General features: G+C 72.0%; 22 protein-coding genes. 7 read left to right on the top strand and 15 right to left on the bottom strand.

The annotated features are described in order from the left end of the window. Window positions 1–20: 20 nt before the first annotated feature. The 5 genes from benB to WQ56_RS12745 all read right to left on the bottom strand — a co-directional run bounded on the left by benB (window position 21) and on the right by WQ56_RS12745 (window position 4,471). A complete protein-coding gene (benB, locus tag WQ56_RS12725) occupies window positions 21–515 on the bottom strand; it encodes a benzoate 1,2-dioxygenase small subunit (RefSeq protein ID WP_047137504.1) in 495 nt (164 codons plus the stop codon). Further along, entirely contained in the window at window positions 512–1,870 is a 1,359-nt protein-coding gene (locus tag WQ56_RS12730; RefSeq protein WP_047137505.1) for a Rieske 2Fe-2S domain-containing protein, read from the bottom strand. Before WQ56_RS12730 ends, benB begins: the two co-directional genes overlap by 4 nt. Window positions 1,871–1,970: 100 nt before the next feature. Further along, window positions 1,971–2,906 (bottom strand): catechol 1,2-dioxygenase, encoded by a 936-nt coding sequence (gene catA, locus WQ56_RS12735; protein WP_047137506.1) that lies wholly within the window; start codon window positions 2,904–2,906, stop codon window positions 1,971–1,973. Window positions 2,907–2,982: 76 nt separating this feature from the next. Further along, window positions 2,983–3,273 carry a muconolactone Delta-isomerase gene (gene catC, locus WQ56_RS12740; RefSeq protein WP_047137507.1) on the bottom strand — a complete coding sequence of 97 codons (291 nt, stop codon included), beginning with the start codon at window positions 3,271–3,273 and terminating at the stop codon, window positions 2,983–2,985. Between the two features lie 19 nt (window positions 3,274–3,292). Next, window positions 3,293–4,471: a muconate/chloromuconate family cycloisomerase gene (locus tag WQ56_RS12745; protein WP_047137508.1), complete on the bottom strand. Its 1,179-nt coding sequence runs from the start codon at window positions 4,469–4,471 to the stop codon at window positions 3,293–3,295. Window positions 4,472–4,635: 164 nt separating this feature from the next. Between WQ56_RS12745 and WQ56_RS12750 the strand changes: the two genes are divergently transcribed. Further along, window positions 4,636–5,577 (top strand): LysR family transcriptional regulator, encoded by a 942-nt coding sequence (locus WQ56_RS12750; RefSeq protein WP_047137509.1) that lies wholly within the window; start codon window positions 4,636–4,638, stop codon window positions 5,575–5,577. Between the two features lie 30 nt (window positions 5,578–5,607). Here the strand turns inward: WQ56_RS12750 and WQ56_RS12755 are convergent, their stop codons facing one another. After that, a complete protein-coding gene (locus WQ56_RS12755) occupies window positions 5,608–6,573 on the bottom strand; it encodes an aspartyl protease family protein (RefSeq protein ID WP_047137510.1) in 966 nt (321 codons plus the stop codon). Window positions 6,574–6,695: 122 nt separating this feature from the next. On the opposite strand from WQ56_RS12755, the gene WQ56_RS12760 reads away from it, so the two are divergent. Next, window positions 6,696–7,415 carry a response regulator gene (locus WQ56_RS12760; protein WP_047137559.1) on the top strand — a complete coding sequence of 240 codons (720 nt, stop codon included), beginning with the start codon at window positions 6,696–6,698 and terminating at the stop codon, window positions 7,413–7,415. Next, the gene (locus tag WQ56_RS12765) at window positions 7,412–8,764 is read left to right on the top strand and encodes a HAMP domain-containing sensor histidine kinase (protein WP_047137511.1); all 1,353 of its coding nucleotides are present in this window, start codon (window positions 7,412–7,414) and stop codon (window positions 8,762–8,764) included. The genes WQ56_RS12760 and WQ56_RS12765 overlap by 4 nt, the downstream gene beginning before the upstream one ends. A gap of 77 nt (window positions 8,765–8,841) precedes the next feature. Here the strand turns inward: WQ56_RS12765 and WQ56_RS12770 are convergent, their stop codons facing one another. The 6 genes from WQ56_RS12770 to WQ56_RS12795 all read right to left on the bottom strand — a co-directional run bounded on the left by WQ56_RS12770 (window position 8,842) and on the right by WQ56_RS12795 (window position 14,650). Next, the gene (locus tag WQ56_RS12770; RefSeq protein WP_047137512.1) at window positions 8,842–9,396 is read right to left on the bottom strand and encodes a DUF2058 domain-containing protein; all 555 of its coding nucleotides are present in this window, start codon (window positions 9,394–9,396) and stop codon (window positions 8,842–8,844) included. Window positions 9,397–9,486: 90 nt separating this feature from the next. Next, window positions 9,487–10,770: a HipA domain-containing protein gene (locus WQ56_RS12775; protein WP_047137513.1), complete on the bottom strand. Its 1,284-nt coding sequence runs from the start codon at window positions 10,768–10,770 to the stop codon at window positions 9,487–9,489. Then, window positions 10,767–11,060 carry a helix-turn-helix transcriptional regulator gene (locus WQ56_RS12780; protein ID WP_082132400.1) on the bottom strand — a complete coding sequence of 98 codons (294 nt, stop codon included), beginning with the start codon at window positions 11,058–11,060 and terminating at the stop codon, window positions 10,767–10,769. Before WQ56_RS12780 ends, WQ56_RS12775 begins: the two co-directional genes overlap by 4 nt. Window positions 11,061–11,153: 93 nt before the next feature. Further along, window positions 11,154–13,217: a TonB-dependent copper receptor gene (locus WQ56_RS12785; protein WP_052773005.1), complete on the bottom strand. Its 2,064-nt coding sequence runs from the start codon at window positions 13,215–13,217 to the stop codon at window positions 11,154–11,156. Window positions 13,218–13,395: 178 nt separating this feature from the next. Next, window positions 13,396–13,815, bottom strand: coding sequence for a DUF2946 family protein (locus tag WQ56_RS12790; RefSeq protein WP_047137515.1), 420 nt, complete (start codon window positions 13,813–13,815; stop codon window positions 13,396–13,398). Between the two features lie 172 nt (window positions 13,816–13,987). Continuing rightward, window positions 13,988–14,650 (bottom strand): membrane protein, encoded by a 663-nt coding sequence (locus tag WQ56_RS12795; RefSeq protein ID WP_047137516.1) that lies wholly within the window; start codon window positions 14,648–14,650, stop codon window positions 13,988–13,990. 61 nt (window positions 14,651–14,711) lie between these two features. On the opposite strand from WQ56_RS12795, the gene WQ56_RS12800 reads away from it, so the two are divergent. Next, on the top strand, window positions 14,712–16,160 hold the full coding sequence (locus tag WQ56_RS12800) for a PLP-dependent aminotransferase family protein (RefSeq protein ID WP_082132395.1): 1,449 nt from the start codon (window positions 14,712–14,714) through the stop codon (window positions 16,158–16,160). An 88-nt stretch (window positions 16,161–16,248) separates the two neighbouring features. On the opposite strand, the gene WQ56_RS12805 is transcribed toward WQ56_RS12800, so the two are convergent. Beyond that, a complete protein-coding gene (locus WQ56_RS12805) occupies window positions 16,249–17,124 on the bottom strand; it encodes a hypothetical protein (RefSeq protein ID WP_047137517.1) in 876 nt (291 codons plus the stop codon). A gap of 233 nt (window positions 17,125–17,357) precedes the next feature. Continuing rightward, the gene (locus tag WQ56_RS12810) at window positions 17,358–17,795 is read right to left on the bottom strand and encodes a DUF3597 domain-containing protein (protein ID WP_047137518.1); all 438 of its coding nucleotides are present in this window, start codon (window positions 17,793–17,795) and stop codon (window positions 17,358–17,360) included. 235 nt (window positions 17,796–18,030) lie between these two features. On the opposite strand from WQ56_RS12810, the gene WQ56_RS12815 reads away from it, so the two are divergent. Together WQ56_RS12815 and WQ56_RS12820 are read left to right on the top strand one after the other, a co-directional pair. Then, the gene (locus WQ56_RS12815) at window positions 18,031–19,470 is read left to right on the top strand and encodes an alpha-amylase family protein (protein ID WP_156170534.1); all 1,440 of its coding nucleotides are present in this window, start codon (window positions 18,031–18,033) and stop codon (window positions 19,468–19,470) included. Window positions 19,471–19,635: 165 nt separating this feature from the next. Further along, the gene (locus WQ56_RS12820) at window positions 19,636–19,863 is read left to right on the top strand and encodes a DUF378 domain-containing protein (protein ID WP_047137519.1); all 228 of its coding nucleotides are present in this window, start codon (window positions 19,636–19,638) and stop codon (window positions 19,861–19,863) included. A 125-nt stretch (window positions 19,864–19,988) separates the two neighbouring features. Here WQ56_RS12820 and WQ56_RS12825 read toward each other — a convergent pair whose 3' ends face one another. Next, entirely contained in the window at window positions 19,989–20,723 is a 735-nt protein-coding gene (locus WQ56_RS12825) for an SDR family oxidoreductase (RefSeq protein WP_047137520.1), read from the bottom strand. Window positions 20,724–20,818: 95 nt separating this feature from the next. Between WQ56_RS12825 and WQ56_RS12830 the strand changes: the two genes are divergently transcribed. Beyond that, complete coding sequence (locus WQ56_RS12830) at window positions 20,819–21,718, top strand: LysR family transcriptional regulator (protein ID WP_047137521.1); 900 nt, start codon at window positions 20,819–20,821, stop codon at window positions 21,716–21,718. The last annotated feature ends 78 nt before the right edge of the window (window positions 21,719–21,796 follow it).

Genomic DNA, 21,796 nt, shown 5'->3' on the forward strand with positions numbered 1-21,796 from the left:
CGTCTCGGAGCCGGCGTCGGTCAGACGTGGTAGATGTCGATGACCTGGCGGATGTAATCGTTCTTGAGCACGATCTTCTTGTCGCTGATCAGCCAGTCGTCGCCGCCCCGGCGCAACGTCACGAACATCGTCCCGAAGAACAGGTCGTCGCGCTTGTAGCGGTGGTTGTGCGTGGCGAAGTTGTAGCGGACGTCGAGTTCGTCGCCGCGGTCGGCGAGCACCTCGACGTTGAGCACGCTGTGCGTGGTCCGCGGCTCGGGGGTTGATGCCCCCGAGCGCTCGGTCTTGATGCGGAACACGCGGTCCTCCAGGCCCGACCGGTCGCCGTAGTAGATCAGCGAGATTTCCGACAGCGGGTCTTCGGTGAGCTGGTCGTCGTCGTCCCAGGCCGGCATCCAGTAGCGCACGTCCTCGGCGTACAGGGTCAGCCAGTCGTCCCATTGCCGGTCGTCGAGCAGCCGCGCCTCGCGGTAGAGGAAGGCGCAGATGCGGCCGTAGTCGGGGTGGTGGCTCATGCCGCCACCGCCGCGCGTTCCCGGGCCAGTGCGTCGCGCATGGTCTGCACCCAGTACGCGTGCTGGCGTACGAACAGCCCCTCGTCCTCGCTGCGCTCGCCCGACAGCAGCGGGGCGATGCCCATGCGCCGGGCGTTCTCGTCGGGACCGTCGATCCACAGCGGCGCCCCGCGGCTCATGTCATTCCACGGCGCGGCGCTGGCCGCGTAGCCGTTCTGGCAGGCTCGGAATTCCTCCAGGTCGTCGGCCGTGCCCATGCCCGAGACGTTGAAGAAATCCTCGTACTGGCGCAGGCGTAGCGTGCGGTCGGCGGCGCTCTCGCCCTTGGGTGCGAAGCAGAAGATGCTGATCTCGGTCTGATCGACGCTGATCGGCCGGGTGACGCGGATCTGCGTGGAGAACTGGTCCATCAGAAACACGTTCGGATACAGGCACAGGTTGCGCGTCTGGTTCACGATGAAGCCGGCGCGCTCCTCGCCCACGCGTGCGGCGATCTCCTCGCGCTGGCCGTAGACCGGGCGCACTTCCGGGTTCCGGGTGTTCGTCCACAGCAGGATGTGGCCGTTGTCGAAGCCGTACACACCGGCCACGCTCTTGCTCCAGCTGTTGGCGTCGACCGCCTTGGTGCCTTCCTCCTTGCGCCGGCCCATCGTGGCCAGGTAGTTCCAGTGCACGCTGCTGACGTGGTAGCCGTCGCAGCCGTTCTCCATCTGCAGCTTCCAGTTGCCCTCGTAGATGTAGGACGAGTTGCCGCGCAGCACTTCCAGGCCGTTCGGTGCCTGGTCGACGATCTGGTCGATGATTACCCGGGTCTCGCCGAGGAAGTCCTCCAGCGGCACGACATCGGGATTCAGGCTGCCGAACAGGAAGCCGCGGTAGTTCTGGAAGCGCGCGACGCGCTTGAGGTCGTGCGAACCGTTGGTGTTGAACTGCTCGGGGTACTGTGTGGTCTTCTCGTCCTTGACCTTCAGCAACTTGCCGGCGTTGGAGAACGTCCAGCCGTGGAAGGGGCAGGTGAAGCTGCCCTTGTTGCCGTGCTTGCGCCGGCACAGCATCGCGCCCTTGTGCGCGCAGGCATTGATGACCGCGTGCAGTTCGCCCGCCTTGTCGCGGGTCACCACGACCGGCTGCCGGCCGATGTAGGTCGTGTAGTAGTCGTTGTTCTCCGGCAGCTGGCTCTCATGCGCGAGATAGACCCAGTTGCGTTCGAAGATGTGCTTCATCTCCAACTCGAACAGGTCGGCATTGGTGAAGATGTCGCGGCGGCAGCGGAACACGCCCGCTTCCTTGTCGTCCTGCACCGCATTGGCGAGCAGCAGGTCGAGTTCCGTGGCTTTGTCGACGATGGCGGACATGGCAGGTCTCCCGGTGTAGGCGCCGGCGCTGGGAAATGGTCGTCGGTGGGGCGGCCCGAAGGCCGGCCGGCGGCGCGGCGGCGCCGCCGGATGGAGGCGATCAGGCTGCGGCGCGCTGGCGCTCGACCCGCTGGTTGTCCTCGCCCTCGACCAGCGCGGTGAGGTGGAAATCGAAGCGGATCTCGGCATGCGCGCCGGTGATGCCGTCCGCTTCGGCACCGTTCGCGTCCGGGTGCTCGATGATGTCGGGCACCAGGCCCTCCCGGGTGGCGTACGCGAAGTCATCGTCGACCAGCGGATCTCCGGCGATGTTGATCTGCGTCGTCAGCTTGCGATGCGCGTCGTCGCCGACGAAGAAGTGGATGTGCGCCGGACGCTGGCCATGGCGACCGAGCGCGGACAGCAACTGCTCGGTCGGGCTGCCGGGCGGCACGCCGTAGCCCTTGGGGACGATGGAGCGGAAGCGGTAGCGGCCCAGGTCGTCGGCGATGATCGTGCGGCGCATGTTGAACGGTGCCTGCTCGCCGGTGGGATCGAAATGCGAGTAGAAGCCACGCGTGTCGCAGTGCCAGACCTCCACGGTTGCGCCCGGCACCGGCTTGCCGTCGGCGCCGTAGACGGTGCCGTGCATGATCAGGGGATGGCCGTCCGTGTCTCGGCCGTCGTCGAGGCGGGCGAAGCCATGCTCGACGGGGGCGCCTGCGACGTACAGCGGACCTTCGATGGTGCGCGGGGTGTCGCCGTGGATGCCGAGCTCCGCGTCCTTGGCATCCATGCGCAGGTCGAGGAAATGGTCGAGCCCCAGGCCCGGCGAGATCAGACCGGCCTGGCCGGCGGCGCCGATCGCATTGAACCAGGCGATGCCCGCCCAGTATTCGTCCGGCGTGATGTCGAGTTCGTCGATCGCCTTGAACAGGTCCGACATGAGGCGGTGGACGATCTGCTTGACGCGCGGGTCGCCGCCCGGCTGCTCGAGGCCGCTGAGGGTGCGCAGGAACTGCTGCACGTCGGGGCGGTCGTGGACGCGGATGCTCATGGGTGTCTCCTCTTGGTGGCGTTGGCTGCCAGGACGCATCCCTCCCGGGGAGCGCACGGTGTTCGAAGCGATCGGTCTAGCGATCGTCCTCGTGGATCGACGATGGATGGCGGCACAGCGGGGTCACCGCGATGCGCATGTACGGGAACAGCGGCAGGGCCGAGAGCGTGTCGTGCAGCTCGGTGTTGTCGGCGACATCGAAGATGCTGTAGTTCGCGTACTCGCCCACCACGCGCCAGATGTGACGCCACTTGCCCTCGCGTTGCAGCGCCTGGAAGTAGGCCTTCTCGCGCGCCTTGATCTCGGCCGCGACCTCGGCCGGCATGTCGGCCGGCAACTGCACATCCATCCGTACGTGAAACAGCATCGGGACACTCCGTCGGAATTCAGCGCGCCACGCTGATCGTCTTGCGCAGTCCGTCGCGGGCGAAGAAGGCGACACGCGCCTCGTCCAGGGCGATGCCCAGGCCGGGGCCGTTCGGCACTTCGAGGGAGAAGTCGCTGTAGTCCAGCGGCTCGGCGAGGATCTGTTCGGTCAACAGCAGCGGCCCGAACAGCTCGGTGCCCCACTGCAGGTTCGGGAAGGTCGCGAAGACCTGTGCGCTCGCGATCGTGCCCACCGCGCCTTCGAGCATCGTGCCGCCGTACAGCCCGATGCCGGCGGCGTCGGCGATCGCACCCACGCGCTGCGCGGCGAACAGGCCGCCGCTCTGCGCGAGCTTCACCGCGAACACGTCGGCCGCGTGACTGCGCGCGAGCTCGAACGCCGACTCGGGGCCGCGCAGCGATTCGTCGGCCATCAGCGCGATCGGGAAGCGACGCACCAGCCGGCCCAGCGCCGCGGACGAGGCGACCGGCTGTTCGACCAGCTCGCAGCCGGCGTCGGCCAGTGCCGCCATGCCGCGCGCGGCCTGGACGTCGTCCCAGGCCATGTTGACGTCGACGCGCACCGTGCCGCGCTCGCCGAGGGCACGCTTGATCGCGGCGACGTGCGCGATGTCGTCGGCGAGCGCACGGGCGCCGATCTTGAGCTTGAACACGTTGTGGCGACGCAGGTCGAGCATGCGCTCGGCTTCGGCGATGTCGCGCGCGGTGTCGCCCGAGGCCAGTGTCCACGCCACCGGCAGGCGGTCGCAATGACGGCCGCCGAGCAGTTCGGACACCGACAGGCCGGTGCGCTTGCCGTGCGCGTCGAGCAGGGCGGTCTCGACCGCGTTCTTGGCGAAGCGGTTGTCCTTGACCATCCTGCCGATGCGCGCCATCAGCGCCTGGACGCGTGTCGCATCCTGGCCGGCCATCACCGGCGCGAAGTAGGTGTCGATCGCCAGCTTCATGCCTTCGGGACTTTCGCCGCCGTAGGCCAGCCCGCCGATCGTCGTGCCTTCGCCGATGCCGACCACGCCGTCGCTGCACTGCACCCGCACCAGCATCAGGGTCTGGCCGTCCATCGTCGCGACCGACAGCTTGTGCGGGCGGATCGTCGGCAGATCGACGATGACCGTCTCGACCCGGACGACGGTGGCGGCGGTGGAGGGCGTGGACGTGGGTGCGACGACAGCATTCATGGCCGACGTTATGCGCCGGCCATCGGCAGCGGGTCCAACACCGATTCGGTACTGTTGGATACCTTGAGGGTATTATCTTGCGCTAGTGATTGATCGATAACGCTTGTTGCACCGCACAATACCCTTCAAGTATCGACAACCGATCGCCGTAATTCGACCAAAGTATGGACCTGCGCCAGCTCCGCTACTTCTGCGCCGTCGCCCGTGAGCGGAACTTCACCCGCGCCGCCGAGGCGCTGCACATCGCCCAGCCGCCATTGAGCCGGCAGATCCAGCTGCTGGAGGAGGAGCTGGGCGTGCAGTTGATCTCGCGCAGCACCAGGCCGCTGCGGCTGACCGATGCCGGGCGCCTGTTCCACGAGCAGGCGCTGCAGATCCTCGGTCGCGTGGAACAGATGCAGGTCGCCACCCGCCGCATCGGCCTCAACCAGCGCAGCGTGCTGGTCGTCGGCTACGTCGCCTCCACGCTCTATGCCGGCCTGCCGCCGCTGGTGCGCAAGCTGCGCCAGCATTCGCCCGACCTGGACATCCAGTTGCTCGAGCTCACCTCGGTGCAGCAGATCGAGGCCCTCAAGGCCGGGCGCATCGACATCGGCTTCGGCCGCGTGCGCCACAACGATCCGTTCGTGGTCGGCCACCTGCTGCGCGAGGAACGGCTGGCGCTGGCCATTCCGGTCGATGCGCCGCTGGGCGGCGCCACCGACGCGCTGCCGGTGTCGGCGCTCGAAGGACAGCAGCTGATCGTCTATCCCAAGGACGTGCGCTTCGGCTTCGCCGACCAGGTGCAGGACCTGTTGCGCGAGCACGACGTGCGCCCCAGCGAGATCATCGAGGCGCGCGAGCTGCAGACCGCACTCGGCCTGGTCGCGGCGCAGAGCGGCGTCTGCATCGTGCCCAGCGCGGCCCGGCAGTTGCGTTCGGACGTGCACTACCGCCTGATCGACGGCGCGCGCATGACCTCGCCGGTGATCCTCAACTATCGGATGAACGACAGCTCCCGCTACATCGACGTGGTCAAGCAGCTGATCCAGGAGATGTACGCCGAGAACCCGCCCTGGCTGGACCTGCAGCACAACCTGCCGACGCGACCGCAATTCGAGCACTGACGCCGGCATGCGGTCTGGGCCAGCGGTGGATCAGCGCTCGTCCACAGTTGCCGCCGGCCCCACGCACACGCCCGCCGCGTTCGCCAGCACGTCGACGCGTCGGTGGCGCAGGGCGTCGATGCCCAGGATCACCGCGGGCTGATCGGCCAGGCCGAGCACCGAGAACACCGGCAGCGCGCTGATGCGCACCTCCGTGGCCGCGAGCTGCCAGTCGCCGATCGCAAGCCTCGGCAGGGTGTAGAGCCAGGTCTCGACCACCTGTTCGGCGATGCCGCGGGTGCCTGCGTCGCGGCGGCGCAGCCGGGCGTCGTCCTCGGCCACGCCCAGCGCGCGCGCGGCAGGCAGGTTCAGCAGGGTCTGCGCGGCGCCGGTGTCGACGACGGCGGTCGCCTGGACCTCGTGCGCGCCGTCGCGCAGCTGCGCCGGCACGAACGCGAAGCGCTGCAGGCCGGCCGCGCGCTGCGGCAGGGCGTTGTCCAGGCAGGCCCCGCGCGGCAGGCTGCCGGCCGGGGCGAGCACCAGTGCGCCGGCCGGCAGGTCGAAGCGCAGGTCGAAGCGCGCCATCAGGTCGTTGCCCAGGATGCCCTCGATCGGCGGCGCGTCGTCCTCGGCGATCTGAGACAGGTCCATCGCCAGCAACTGGGCCTGCCAGGCGAAGTCACCGGCCGACAGCGCGCGCAGCGCGGTGACCTGGGTGGCGGCCGCGCTGCCGCTGGCCCCCTGGATCGTCATCTCGCGGGACGCCGCCTCGAGCAGGCCGAAGCGCTCGGCCAGCGCGACATCGACGACGCTGGCGCCGGCGGCGGTGTCGACGACGAAGCTCAGCGGACGCTCGACGCCCTCGATGCGCACCTCCACGCGCGGGTGCTTGCCGACGAGCCGCATGTCGATGCGGTGGGTCTCGCCGTCGGGTGTCGGCGGGGACGCGGCGGCGGCGCAGGGCGCGCCCAGGATCAGCGACAGCAGGCAGGCGGACAGGACGATGCGGCGCGACATGGCGGAACCTCGATGAAGGGGCCGCCATTCCATCGGCTGCGGGTATCGGGACGATGTCGGCAATGGCGCTGCGCGCGCGCGGCCGATACGAACGCGATACACACGCGGGCGACAATGCCCGCATGACTGCCGAGACCGCCCGTATCGTCGTCGTCGACGACGACGCCAGCATCCGCGATGCGTTGTGCGACTACCTCGCGCGCCATGGCTACGCGGTGCGCGCCGCCGATGGCGCCGCCGCGCCCGACCGGCTGCTGGCGCAGGCGCCGGCCGACCTGGTGGTGCTGGACTGGATGATGCCCGGCGAGGACGGGCTGTCGGTGTGCCGGCGCCTGGCCGGGGCCGACGTCGCGGTGCTGATGCTCAGCGCGCTCGACACCCCGCCCGACCGCGTCATCGGGCTGGAGGTGGGGGCCGACGACTACCTGGCCAAGCCGTTCGATCCGCGCGAGTTGCTGGCCCGCGTGCGCGCGCTGCTGCGGCGCGGCGCACAATTGCGCCGGCAGGCCGCACGCCCGGCCGATGGCTACGCCTTCGACGGCTGGACGCTGCGCCTCGACGTACGCGCCTTGCACGCACCCGACGGCGCCGAGGTGATGCTGACGGCGGGCGAGTTCGCGCTGCTGCGCGCGCTGGTGGAACGCGCCGGCCGCGTGCTCGACCGCGAGCGCCTGATGGCGCTGACCCACGGCGACGCCGCGGAGCCCTTCGACCGCGCGGTCGACCTGGCGGTCAGCCGCCTGCGGCGCAAGCTGGCCATGGCCTGCCCCGGCGCGGATGCGCTGATCCAGACGCTGCGCGGCGAAGGCTATCGCTTCGCGGCCACGGTGCGGCGGCTGTGACCCGGCCGCGCGGCATCCTGGCCCTGGTCGGTGGGCTGGCGCTGGCGACGCTGGTGCTGGCGCAGGCGGTGGGCTTCGCGGTCGTTGGCTGGTGGCCCGCCCCGCCGGCGCCGACGATGGTCCCCGCCGACGCGATCGCGGCGTTGTCGGGCACGCGGCCGCCCGCGCCGGGACTGCGGGTGTGGACGCAGGCCGACGCCCCGTCCGGCGCGCCGGTCCCATGGCTGGCGGACCTGGCCGCCGATCGCCTGCAGCGGCCCGCCGCGCAGGTGCGCGCGAGCTGGCAGCGCAAGCCCGAGGTAGCGCTGCAGGTCGTCGACGAGGGCCAGTTGGCGACGGCCGGGCAGGCCGACGCCGGACGCCAGGCGCGCGTGCGCGCCGCGCTGCTGGCGACAGGGCTGCAGGTGCCGGCGTTCGAGCTGGCGCTCGCCCAGCCCGACGGCACGTGGCGGGTCGTCGGCACCGTCGACGCCGGGCGCGGGCAATGGCGCCGCCAGGTGCTGCTGGCGCTGGCGCTGGGCGCGCTGTTGATCGCGCCGCTGGCGTGGTGGATGGCGCGCCGGCTGACGCTGCCGCTGCGGCGGCTGGCCGAGGCCAGCGCGCGGATGGACCTGGCCGCGCGCGCGCCGCCGGTGCCGGTCGAGGGCGCCGCCGAGGTCCGCATGCTGGGCCGGGCGATCGCAGATGCGCACGCGCGCCTGCGAGCGCAGGCCGACGACGTCACCGCGATGCTCGCCGCCGTCGCGCACGACCTGCGCACGCCGCTGACCGGCCTGCGGCTGCGCGCCGAGACCGCGCCGTCGCCCGACCGCGAACGCATGGTCGCCGACATCGCGCGGATGCAGACGATGATCGCGCAGGTGCTCGCCTACGCGCAGGGCGAGGTCGCGCCGCTGCAGCGCGCGCCGGTCGACGTGACCGCCTTGGCGTGCGAGCTGGCCGCGTCGGCGCACGCGCTGGGCCAGCCGGTGCAGGTACGCGCCGACGCGCCGGCCATCGTGCAGGGCGATGCGCTGGCGCTGCGCCGCGCGCTGTCGAACCTGATCGACAACGCCGTGCGCTATGCAGGCGCGGCCGAGGTCGAGATCCAGGCGCGCGACGGCCTGCTGCTCGTCGACGTGGCCGACCGCGGCCCCGGCATTCCCGCCGATGCGCGCGCGCGGCTGGTGCAGCCGTTCCAGCGCCTGGAGCACTCGCGCAGCCGCGACACCGGCGGCGCCGGGCTCGGCCTGGCCGTCGCACGCTCGACCGCGCAACGCCACGGCGGCGCCCTCGAACTGCACGACCGCGACGGCGGCGGCCTGCGGGCGCGGCTGGTGTTGCCGCTGGCGCTGGCGCACGATGACTGACCAGGAACGGGTTCGACCGCCCAGTCCTTGCGCCCACATCCAGACCCAAGCAGCGCCCGCGCCACCGCGGGCGCGCGTCACCACATCAGGTCGTCGGGCACCTTGAACTGCGCGTAGTACGCATCGTCTTCCGCATCCGCCTCGGATGGCGGCGCGTCCGCGGCCTGGCCGTGGTCGAGCACGATCAGGCCGGCATCGCGTTCGCGCACCTTGTCGGCCGCTGCGCGCGGCAGCAGCGCGTAGCCGTCGCCCAGGCGCGCGACGACCAGTGCGCCCGCGGCCAGTTGCCTGCGCTGTCCGTCGTCGACGAGCAAGGTGCGGATCGCACCGTCCACGGTGAACCGGTACTCCAGCTCGCCCGCGCGCGGCACCTGCTTGTCCTGGACGATCTGCCGCGCCTGGGCCGCCAACTCGGCGATGCGGGCCTTTTCCTTCTGCGCCGCCGCCAGAGCGCGATCGCGCTCCGCCTTTTCCGCCCTTGCGCGCTCGGCCTCGCGCTGGCTCTGCGTCGGTGCGGGCGCGCCCTTGCCGTGCCGCGCCTTGTGCTGCTCGCGCGCGACCTCGGCCACCTTGCTCTTCTTGACCAGGCCCGCCTTGAGCAGCTGTTCCTGGAGCGGATTCGCCTTCGCCATGTCCGAAACGTCGTGTGGAATGCCGACGCCATGATACGGGGGACCGGGCCAGGCCACTCGACTCGGACGCATCAAGCGCTGCCTGCCCTGTCAGCGCGCCGGGTCGATCACCGCCTCCATCGTCGCGATCTCGGCGCCACGTGCCTTGCAGCGCCTGGCCTCGTCCTTCCAGCCGCGCACGACCGCCCGCACCTCGTCGACGATCGCGCGCGCCCGCGCCTTGCTCAGGCGGTAATAGGCACAGGTGTCCAACAGCAGCCGGGTGTCGGGCGTCGGATCGTCCAGGCCGATCGAGAGGACGTGCGCGTCCTTGTCCGGGTTGGGGTTCACGTCGAAGGCCGGCGCCAGCCGCCAGCCATCCAGTGCGCGCAGGAACCCGTGGTTGCGCAGGTGGTCGTCGCGATTGCCGACCAGCACGTTGAACGCGGCGCGGCGATAGAGCTGCGACAGGTCGTCGGCGATCGACGACGCGACGCCCTGATTCTCGATCGCGTGGGCGATTTCGACATAGCTGCTGTCCTCGCTGGCGTCCACATCCAGCAACGTGAGGGCCGAGGCGTAGGCATGGCGTTCCGGGCCGGTCCGATCGAACCGACGCACCGCGTAGGTGGTGCCCAGGCCTGACAGGGACAGCGGACGCGCATCGGGCATGTCGATCCCGGCGGCCCGTGCGAGGCGGTAGGTCACGTATTCCCACAGGCCCACGTCGTGGCGGTCGTCGCTGGACGGGAACTTCGCCAGCCACAGCGTCCGATCGACATCGCGCACAGTCGCCTTGGGACGGGCACCGCCCAGCGACGCGCCCGATGCCACCAATTGCCTGATCCACCTGGCATCGTGCTCGCTGTCGCCGATGTCGCCGCGTTCCACACGTGCGGCGATCGCCTCCAGCGCGCGCAACTCGGTCATCGGCGGCGCACTGAGCTCGCGATCGTCCAGGTAGCGCCCACCGGTCTCGCGCAGCCGCAATGCGCCCATCCGGGATGCGTCGTTGATGCCGATCAGATAGTCCCACGGGCGCAGTGCCCGCACCCGGCGGTTCTGTTCGCGCGCGTCGATGACCTCGCGCCGATCCATGGGGCGCTTGCCCCAGCGATCGGGCGAGCAATCGGTGAACGCGCCGGTCAGCGCACTGGCACCGGCGCGCGCGACATGGGGGCCGCGATGAAGCGGCAACTGCGGGTCCAGCGCAAAGCTGCGGATCGGCGCTGTTCCGTCCACCCAGTGGTCGGCGTACTGGAACTGGATCGTGTCGCCGGTACGGCTGGGCAACCGGGCCAGGTGGCCGACCAACGTCTCGCCGCCGAGGCCGGCGGCATCCAGCCAGACCTCGACCTGGCCGATCGCCTGGACATCGGCAGGCGACGGACTCACGACGTGCTCGCGCGACGCGCAGCGGGGCGACGCAGCCGGCTGTCCTGCAGTTCGCGGCCGAGCTCGTCGTTGCGCGCCAACAGATCGATGTCCTGCTCCAGTCCCAGCGCAGTGAGCACGCGCAACATGGTGGCCAGGCTCGTCGCCGGATCGCCGCGTTCCAGCTTGCCCACCGTCGGCACGCTCACACCTACGCGCGCCGCGAGCTCGCCCTGTGTCATCTGCCGGCGCATGCGTGCCGCGCGCAGCCGCCCGCCCAGCGCCTGGATCTGGCGTTGGGCGCGCGGCATCGTGGGCGGCGTTCGCTTCGACATGGACAATTAAATTACATGTTCTTCCGCCAAATGCAATTTAATTTACTCAAACCGCCTCTCATTCTGACCTCAGTAGCGGAAGTTCAACTTCACCCACGCGGTGCGCCCCGGCTCGTTGATCCGCACTGGGTCGGCCGGATAGCCGAAGTCGGCGCTGCCGGTCAGGTTCAGGTGCTCGCTGTAGGTCCGGTCGAAGACGTTGTCGATGCCGGCCGTCAGCTGCAGGCTGTCGTTGATGCGATAGCCGCCGTTGAGGGCGAGCGTGGCGAAGCCCGCGCTGGCGTCGAGGTCGCGTCCGACCACGTTGCCCTGACCTATAGCGATGCGGTCCTGGCTGGCGACGACGCGCACCAGCGCGCCGAATCTCCAGCGCTTGTCGTCGTAGGCGGCCGACAGGCGCGTCTCGAGCGGCGGCATCTGCGGCAGCGCCTGGCCGGTGGCGCGGTTCTCGCCCCAGGCGTAGGCGACCGTGCCGCCGAACTTCCAGCTCGACGACGGCCGGAATTCCACGCCGGCCTCGGCGCCGTGGATGTCGGCATCGACATTCGCCGCCGACGAGGTCATGCCCATCATGCCGCCGGCGGTGTAGGTGAACAGGACGTAGTCCTCGATGCGACCGGCGTAGGCCGACACCCACGCGTCCAGCTTCCGCGTGCGGTAGCGCACGCCCAGATCGAACTGCGTGGTCTTCTCCGGCGCGATGCCGGCGAACGCGTTGGGCGAACCGGCCGGCCCGCGCCCGGGCGAGAACAGTTCCCAGTAGTCGGGCATGCGCTCGGTGTGGCCCAGGCCGGCGTACCAGCTGACCGGCGTGTCCTTGAGTTCCTGCTCGTAGCGCAGGAACCCGGCGCGCAGCGTCTCTTCGCGCGTCTGGCCCGCGGTCGGGTTGGGCATGCCCATCATGCCGGCGGTCGCGCGCTCGTCGGTGGCCTTGGCGCGGTCGACGCGCGCGCCGCCGGTCAGGTGCCGGCCCGGCGGCAGGTGGCGTGTGCCCTCGGCGAACAGGCCGCTGGTCTCGAAGCGGGCATCGGTGTTCCACGGCAGCGCCGCATACGTGCCCCGGCCCCTGCCGCTGCGGGCGCGGTGGCGGCTGCGCTGCGTATCGACGCCGGCCTTGAGGTCCCAGCCGGTCCACTTCCAGCCCAGCGCGACGCGGCCGCCGGTCGTGCGCCGGTCGACGTTGGACGCCATCGGCATCGGCATCGAACTCGACGGGTTGGGTGCGCGCAGGGTGTAGTTGTCCATCACGTGGTCGGCGTGGTTGTAGAACACGCTGCTCTCGATCGAGTCGAGCGCGCCGCCGATGGCCCGCTTCTCGAACCGCAGGCTGGTGCTCTCGCGCCGGAACTGCGCGCCGTCCATGCCCCGGCCGGCGTAGCGCGCCTGCCCGTCGCCGACGCCGGCATTGAGCTCGAGCACGGTGTCGGGATCGGGCGTCCAGCCCAGCGCGACGTCGCCGTTCCATTTCTTCCACGACGACGGCACCACCGCGCCGTCGCCGTCCTCGTAGTCGTCGGCTTCCGAGCGGTTGCCGCTCACGCGCACGTAGCCCTGCGGCGCGCCGGCCACGACGTCGAGCACCTGGTCGTTGCGGCCGTTCGAGCCGCCCAGCAGGCTGCCATTGACGCGCACGCCCGGTGCGTCGAAGACCGGCGTCTCGCGTTCGAAGCGCACCGTGCCGGCCGAGGCGCCGGGCCCCCACAGCACGGTCTGCGGGCCCTTGATGACGACCAGGCTGTCGAACGTCTCGGGCGAGACGTAGGACATCGGGTTGTCCATGCGCGAGGGGCAGGCGCCGGGCATGGCGCCGTCGTTGGTGAGCAGGTTCAGGCGAGAGCCGAACATGCCGCGCAGCACCGGGTCGCCGTTGGTGCCGCCGTTGCGCAGCGCGGTGAAGCCGGGGATGGTCTTGAGGTAGTCGGCGCCGTCGCTGGCGGGCACCGGCTGGCGCGGCAGGCGCGGGGCGAGGTCGTAGGTCAGTGGTGAGACCGGCGCGGCCGTCACCAGCACGGCCTCGAGGTTGACGGGTTCGGGCAGGTCGTCGGCCTGGGCGGCGAGCGGAAGCGCCAGCGCGCAGGCGATGGCCAAGGCGATGCGGGAGGCGCGCTGCGCCTGGGGGAGTGCGGACAACATGGGGATCTCCGGATCGGACGTCGCCGGCCCTGCCGGTGACGCGTGCGGCTTCGTCGGACGCGAGCCCAGGGGCCGGTCGACGTCTGGATTCGGAATGCGGGCGCGAGCGGGCCCTGCGCCCTGCGTCACGCCGCTGGCGTGCGCATGGACGTTGCGCGCTGGAGCCGGGATTCCGCGGTCAGGCGGAGGCGTGGTCCGCCGGCGGCCCCTGGCCGCCGAGGCCGTGCAGGTTGGTCGCAACCGGAAGCCGGGCCGACGCGAACCGCTGGCCCGCATGCCCCGTCCAGGCCGGGGGCGGTGCGACGACGGGCACCTTCGACAGCAGCGTCAGCTGCGAGGCGAGCGGGCAGTAGGCGCAATGGCCGTCAGTGTCCGCATGGTCCGGCCCGCCGTCGTGCGGCAGGTCGCCGGGGACGGCATGGCCGCCCGCGTGGAGGCCGGCGGGCATCGCGTCCGCCAGCGCCATGCCGGGGTCGGCACCCGCGCCGGCCTGGATGCGGCTGATCGCCGGCGCCACCGCCAGCAGCAGCATCGCCAGCAGCGCGAGCCAGTGCCAGGCGGACGGCGCGATGCGCGCTCGCCGCGTGCGCGTCGCCACCGCGTCGCGTCGACGCGGGACCGGGTGCCCGGATCGCGATTGACGGTGGCGGCGCATGTCCATGAATGCAGTGTCCGCACATCGGACGCCACGCACCTTGACCAGGATCAACGGCCGTGCAGGAACATCGCGCGGCGCGTCGTTGTGCCGGCGCACCGGCGGCGCACGGACCTCAGCGTGACGCTGGCGGCGCCTCGAGCCTGACCGCCAGGTGCCGCAGGAACCGCTGGGTCAGCGGGCCGACGCCGAAGGCGAACACCAGCGTGCCCAGTCCCGCGGTACCGCCGAGCAGCATGCCGACCGCCAGCGCCGAGACCTCGATGCCGGTGCGCACGCTGCGGATCGACCAGCCGGTCCGTCGCGCGAGGCCGGTCATCAGCCCGTCGCGCGGGCCCGGCCCCAGCTGCGCGCCGACGTACAGCGCGGTGGCAAACGCGCAGGCGACCACGCCGCCGAGCATGTAGGCCCAGCGCAGCGCCAGGCCCTCGGGCGCCGGCAGCCACAGCAGGTGCAGGTCCGCGAACGGGCCCAGCAGGAAGGTGTTGGCCAGCGTGCCCAGGCCCGGCATCTGCCGCAGCGGGATCCACGCCAGCAGCACCGCCAGCGCGGTGGCGACCATCACCATGCCGAACGAACCGGGCACGTGCCGCGCCGCGCCGAGGTGGAAGACGTCCCACGGCGCGGCGCCGACCGCGGCCTGGATCATCAGCGCGATCGCCAGCCCGTAGATCCACAGCCCCACCAGCAGCCGGCCCAGGCGTTCGGGCAGACGCCCGGCGCGCAGCTGCGCGAGCGGGCCGAGGTTGGCGAGGGTCGGGGCGGGCGGCATCTGCATGGCGCCACGATGTCGGCAATTGGCCCTTTGCGATAGAGCCACCCGTGGGATAGTGGCCCGCATGCAACGCACCCTCGCCCCCGAGCGCCTCGCCGGCCTGGTCGGCCGCCTGGACAGTGCCCCCGCCTATCGCGCGCTGTGCCTGGCGCTGCAGGAGCTGATCGGCGACGGCCGCATCCCGATCGACACCCGCCTGCCCAGCGAGCGCGCGGTCGCCGGCGCGCTGGGCATCTCGCGCAACACCGTCACGCGCGCCTATGCCGAGCTGGCCGCGGCCGGGTTCGCGACCGCGCGCCAGGGCGCGGGCACATTCGCCGCGGTGCCGGTGGCGCGGCGGCGCGCGCACGACCACACGCTGGGCGCGGCGACGTTCGCCGACGACGCAATCGATCTCACCTGCGCGGCGGGGTCGGCCACGCCCGGCACCGCGGCCGCGTACGCGCGCGCGCTCGCCGCGCTGCCGGCCTACCTGTCGGGCGACGGCTACCTGCCGTCCGGCCTGCCGGCGCTGCAGGCGCGGATCGCGGCGACGTACGCACGACGCGGCCTGCCGACGACGCCGGCGCAGATCGTCGTGACCTCCGGCGCGCTGTCGGCGATCGCGCTCGTCGCGCGCACGCTGTCGCGGCCCGGCGACCGCGTCCTAGTGGACACGCCCGGCTATCCGAACGCGATGGGCGCGCTGACGCTCGGCGGCGCGCGGCTGGTCGCAGCGCCCATGGGCGACCCGCTCGGCGACACGGGCTGGGACCTCGACGGCATCGAGTCCGCGTTGCGCGAAACCGCGCCGCGGCTGGCCTACGTCATCGCCGATTTCCACAATCCCACCGGCCTGCTGATGGACGAGGCCCAGCGCGCGCGCTGCGCGGCCGCGCTGGCGGCGGCCGGCACGCTCGCCGTCGTCGACGAGACGCTGCAGGCGACACGGCTGTCGGACGCGCCGATGCCGGCGCCGTTCGCCGCGTTCGCGCGCGACGCGGTCACGATCGGCAGCGCCTCGAAACTGTGCTGGGGCGGCCTGCGGGTGGGCTGGATCCGCGCACCGCAGCCGCTGGTCGCACGCCTGGTCGCCGCGCGCGTGCAACTCGACCTGGGCAGTTCGCTGTTCGACCAGTTGGTGGCCGCCGAACTGCTCGACGACGCACCGATGCTCGCCGCGCGCCGCGACCAGGTGCGCCGCCAGCGCGACGCGCTCGCCCGGGCGCTGCGCACGCACCTGCCCGACTGGCGCTTCCGGCTGCCCGACGGCGGCCTGAGCCTGTGGGCGCGGCTGCCGCATAGCAGTGCGACCGCGCTGGCGGCCGACCTCGAGCGCGACGGCGTGCACCTGGCGCCCGGCCCGGTGTTCGGCGTCGAGGGCGGGTTCGACCGCTGGCTGCGGCTGCCCTACGCGAAACCCGAGGCGCAGCTGCTCGACGCGGTCGAGCGGATGGCGCAGCGCTGGACCGCCCTGCCGCGCGCCGGCGCGCGCGGGCGGCGCACGGCGTCCGCCCCGCCGCTGATCGCCTGAGGGGCGGCGCACCGGGCACGCGTGCCGGATGCCCGCCTTCGGACACGCGCGAGGCGCCCGGCCGTCTTCGGCCGCACGCCGCTGCCGTTCAGCGATACGGGCCGGGCCCGCGCCAGACCGGCTCGCCGCGTCGGTAGACCTGCTGCATGTTGATGACCTCGCGCGCGTCGCCGATCTCCGCCATCGCGGGGTCCTCCGGGTCGAGCAGGCGGCACGGCCCCGAGTCGCGCCGCAGCGCGGTCTCCAGCGGGCAGACCATCAACTTGCGCGTGCCCGGCAGCGGCAGGAACACCCCGGTCATGCCCGCATCGCGCCACGCCTGCAGCCGCGTCTCGCTGCGCAGGTCGTAGTACACCTGGTAGCCGCCCACCTCCAGGCTGGGGTGCTCGGCATCGGCGTCGCGGCCGCGCGTGCGGCCGGCGGTCGGGCTGCGGGTCATGCCCGCGTTCACCGGCGCGGTCTCGGTGGGCAGCATGCCCGGCGGCTGGCCCCAGGTGTGGTCGCGCCGCGGCGGCGACGGCGGACTGGCGGCCGGTGCCTGCGCGGGCGCGGGCGTCGGCGGCGAACTGGCCTGCGGCGGCGAAGGCGCCGGGTCCGGAATCGGCGCCTCCACCGGCACGTCGGCGGGCGCCCGCGTCTCGGGCAAGGCCGTCTCCGCGCGTTCGACGCGCGTGGTCTGCAGGCGCGACGAGGCCGGCGCGGGCGCCGCCGATGGACGCGACGGCGGCGGCGGGCTGGGCGGCGCCTCGACCGCCTGCGGCGGCGGGATACCGACGAAGTCCACGACCATCCGGCTGCCCGACGACGCGCCCTGCGGCGTGGTCACCGGCACCGGCTGCGACGCCAGCAGGAGCAGCACGGCGAGCACGTGCAGCAGCGCGCTCGCCAGCGCGGCGATCCACGGCTGCAGGCGTTCGATACGGGACGCGTTCCCGGCGTGCGCGCGACGCGATGCCGGGCTCATGCCGCCGGCGAGGCGTCGGGGGTGCAGGCCTTCATGCGGGTGCCAGGAGGGGGACGGCCGGGGGGAGTGCGGCATCGTAACGCGAGGCGGTCCCCGATCGCCGCCTCGCCAGGGCATCGATCACGCAATGGCCCCGGCGCGCGCACCCAGGTTCGCCCGACGCATCGTCCGCGCAACGCAAACGGCCCGGCGCTGAACGCACCGGGCCGCTGCGGGCATCGCCGTGACGCGGATCAGTCCCGGAGTTCGGCCGGCACCTTGCCGCCGTTCTCGGCGAGCTTGCGCATCACCGCCTTGTGCAGCGCGAGGTTCTGCTCGGCGCTGCCGTGCGGGCCGGCGTTGACGCCGAGCTCGGTCGCCAGTTCCTTGCGGGCATCGAGATTCGAATCGAGGTCGAGCAGCTTCAACAGGTCGACGATGGAGTGGCGCCAGTCGCTCTTGCCGCCCTTCTCCTGCGCGATGCCGGTCAGCACCGCCTCGACGTCGACCGGCTCGGCAGCCGGCGTCGGCGCGGGCGCCGCGGGGGCTGGATTGCGCGCCGGCGGCGACACCTTCGGATCGTTCTGGCTGCCGGTGAAGACGACCGGTGCCGGCTTCTTGACCGCGGGCGCGGGCGACGACGTGGCCTTGCGGCCGAAGATGCGATCGGAAATCCGGGAGAACAGGCCCATGCGCGAAGCTCCATCAGACGGGAACGACGATTGTGCTGGCCGGATCGCAAAGATCGTATGAAAGCCGCGTCGACTCCCGCCCGCCCCACCGGGCACCGCATCACGTCCCGCGGCGGCAGGCCGTCGCAGTTCCGTCGACCGCATACGTATGCGGCGCCGTCGCCCCTGGATGCTGCAGCGCGATGCCCGCTACACCGGCGGCGCGCCGCGTGGCGCGGTCGTGGGGAACAGGCACATGGACGAGATCACCGGAACGACGCCGGGCGCGCGCACGCGCCAGACCGCCACCCGCTGGCGGGGCCGACTGGCCGCCTGGCTGCTGCTGGCCTGCACGGCCGGGGCGGCGCAGGCCGACGTCATCCTGCACGCGTTCAACTGGCCGTACGCCACCGTCGAGGCACGCGCGGCGCAGATCGCGCAGGCCGGCTACCGCAAGGTGCTGGTGGCGCCGGCGTACCGCTCGCAGGGCAATGAGTGGTGGGCGCGCTACCAGCCGCAGGACCTGCGGGTGATCGACCATCCGCTGGGCGACACCGAGTCCTTCGCCAGCATGGTGCAGGCGCTGGCCGAGCACGGCGTGGAGACCTACGCCGACATCGTGCTCAACCACATGGCCAACGAGGCGTGGATGCGCCCCGACCTGAACTATCCGGGCGCCGCGGTGCTGTCGACCTATGCCGGCGACCCGGCGCGCCATGCCGGCCTGCGCCTGTTCGGCGACCTGTCGGTCAACCAGTTCGGCGCGGCGGACTTCGGCCCGGCCGCCTGCATCGTCGACTACGGCGATGCGTACCAGGTACGGCACTACCGCATCTGCGGCGGCGATGGCGATCCCGGCCTGCCCGACCTCGTCGCCAACGACTGGGTCGTTGCGCAGCAGCGCAGCTACCTGCAGGCACTCAAGGGGCTGGGCGTGACCGGCTTTCGCGTCGACGCCGCCAAGCACATGACCTTCGAGCACATGAACCGCGTGTTCGACGCCGGCATCCGCGCTGGCGCGCACGTGTTCGGCGAGGTCATCACCACCGGCGGCGCCGGTACCGGCGACTACGACGGCTTCCTCGCGCCGTACCTGGCACAGACCCCGCACGGCGCCTACGACTTCCCGCTGTTCAACGCGCTGCGCAACGCCCTGCTGCCGTCCGGCGGCCTGCAGGCACTGGTCGACCCGGGCGCGTTCGGCCAGGCGCTGCCGGCTGCGCGCGCGGTGACGTTCGCCGTGACCCACGACATCCCCAACAACGCCGGCTTCCGCTACGCGATCCTCGACCCGGTCGACGAGACGCTCGCCTACGCCTATCTGCTGGGCCGCGACGGCGGTGTACCGATGCTGTATTCCGACAACGACGAAAGCGGCGACGGCCGCTGGGTGGATGCCTGGCGCCGCGCGGACCTGGTGCGCATGGTCGGCTTCCACAACGCCATGCAGGGCCGCGACATGCAGGTGCTGTCCTACGGCGCCTGCCACCTGCTGCTGCGCCGCGGCGATGCCGGCATCGTCGGCATCAACAAGTGCGGCACGCCGGTGGAGGCGACCGTGTCGATGGACGGCAGCGTGCTGCACTGGCACGAGCCCTACACCGACGTGCTCGACACCGGCAACACGATCGTCATCGACCGCGCCGCCTACACCTTCCGCCTGCCGCCGCGGCAGGCGCGGATGTGGCGGCGCTGAGGCGGCCGGCTCCCACCGCGGCGGCGACGCACCGTGGACCGCCGCATCCGGGAAGTCTCGTCCCGGTCGCGGCCGCGTCGCGCTGCCGGCGTCTCCTGGCGTTCACGCGCACGGTGCGAGCGTGCGGCGTCCCCTGCCGCTGTGCCCACCGCCCCGGAGGCGAACATGAAGACGATCAACATCGTGACCCTGGTCCTGGTCATCATCGGCGGCATCAACTGGGGGCTGGTCGGCCTCGCCCAGTTCGACCTCGTCGCGGCGATCTTCGGCGGGCAGGACGCCCCGCTCGCACGGGCCGTCTACGTGCTGGTGGGCCTGTCGGCCCTGTGGCAGCTGGTGCCGCTGTTCGGTGCCGGGTCGGCCGGCGAGGCGCGCGCGCAGCGCGACCGCTGAGCCACATGCGTGGTGCCACGCGTCGGCCGGGCAGGCCAACGCGGCGTGGCGCACGCTGCATCGGCTGACCGTCAGCGCGTGCCCTTTCGCGAAGCGGAGGGCGTGCGCACGTCCGCGCACCGTGTTCAGTACGGACTCGCCACCGGGCGCACGAGCACCTCGCTGACATCGACATCCGCCGGCTGTTCCAGCGCGTAGGCGATCGCGCGCGCGACGGCCGCCGGTGCGATCGTGATTCTGCGGAAATCCCGCATGCCCTCGGCCGCGCCCGCATGGGTGATCGTGTCGGCGAGCTCCGAGGTCGTCGTGCCGGGGCTGACCACGGTCACGCGCAGGCGGTCGGTCTCCTGGCGCAGGCCTTCCGACAGCGCCCACACCGCGTACTTGGTCGCGCAGTAGACGGCCGACGTGGGGAACACCCGGTGCGCGCCGATCGAGGCCACGTTGACCACGTGGCCGAAGCCCTGGCGCTCCATCGCCGGCAGCACCGCGGCGATGCCGTGCAGCACGCCGCGCAGATTCACGTCGATCATCCGGTTCCATTCGTCGAGCTTGAGCGCCGACAGCGGCGAGAGCGGCATCACTCCGGCGTTGTTGACGATGGCGTCGATGCGCCCGTGCGCGGCGAGCGCGTGATCGCCGAACGCCTGCACGTCCTCGCGCGAGACGACGTCCAGCGCACGGGCCTCGGCCCGCCCGCCAGCGGCCCCGATCTCGGCGACGAGTGCTTCGAGGCGTTCGGTGCGACGCGCGCCGAGCACGACGGTGGCGCCGCGCGCCGCGAGATCGCGCGCGGTGGCGGCGCCGATGCCGCTGCTGGCGCCGGTGATCAGGACGATGCGGTCGGTCAGGGTCTGCATGGGAACGCTCCGGTTGGGGGGCGCCCATCGTCCGCGGCGTGCCGCGTCGCCGGTATTCCCTCGCCACTGCACGCGCTGGTTAGACTCGCTCACCAATGGACCTCGACCTCAACCTGCTGCGCGTCTTCCTCGCCGTCGCCGAGGGCCCGAACTTCCGCGCCGCGGCCGACCGCCTCGGCGTGACCCGCTCGGCGGTCAGCCAGGGCATCCGCCGGCTCGAGGACACGCTCGGTGTCGCGCTGGTGCAGCGCTCCACGCGCAGCGTCCGCCTGACCGAGGCCGGCGAGCGCCTGCACCGCCAGGTCGCCGCGCCGTTGGACGCCCTGGGCACCGCGCTCGACGAAGCCGTCGACGACGGCCCGCCGCGCGGCCTGCTGCGCGTGGCCGTCACCTCGATCGCCGAGCGCTTCCTCTCTGGCCCGCTGATCGCGACGTTCGCCCAGGCCTATCCCGGCATCGTGCTGGACGTGACCGTCACCGACGAGACCTTCGACATCGTCGCCACCGGCTTCGACGCCGGCGTGCGCCTGGGCGAGGTGATCGAGCAGGACATGGTCGCCGTGCCGCTGACCGGCCCGCAGCGAGAGGTCGCCGTGGCCGCGCCGGACTACCTCGCCCGCCACGGCGTGCCTGCGCATCCGCGCGAGCTCGTCGCGCACCGCTGCATCGGCTGGCGCATGACGCCGGCAGTCGCCCCGCATCGCTGGGAGTTCGTCGAGGACGGCCGCCCGTTCGACGTGCAGGTCGCGCCCCAGGTCACGACCAACGACATGCTGCTGATGATCCGCACCGCGCTGGCCGGGGGCGGCATCACGTTCGGCATCGAGGAGACGTTCGCACCCTACCTCGCGCGCGGCGCACTGGTGCCGCTGCTGCAGGACTACCTGCCGCCGTTCCCTGGGTTCTTCCTGTATTTCCCCAACCGCCGCCACCAGCCGCCGAAGCTGCGCGCGCTGGTCGAGCACGTGCGCGCGTACCGCGACGACGTCCGTTAGCCGCCTCCCACACCGTGCCTCGCCATGCCCGGGGCACGGTCCGTTCGAGCACGCGTGGACGTTCGTTCGAGCGCAATG

Source organism: Luteimonas sp. FCS-9, assembly GCF_001014645.1.
Lineage (GTDB): Bacteria > Pseudomonadota > Gammaproteobacteria > Xanthomonadales > Xanthomonadaceae > Luteimonas.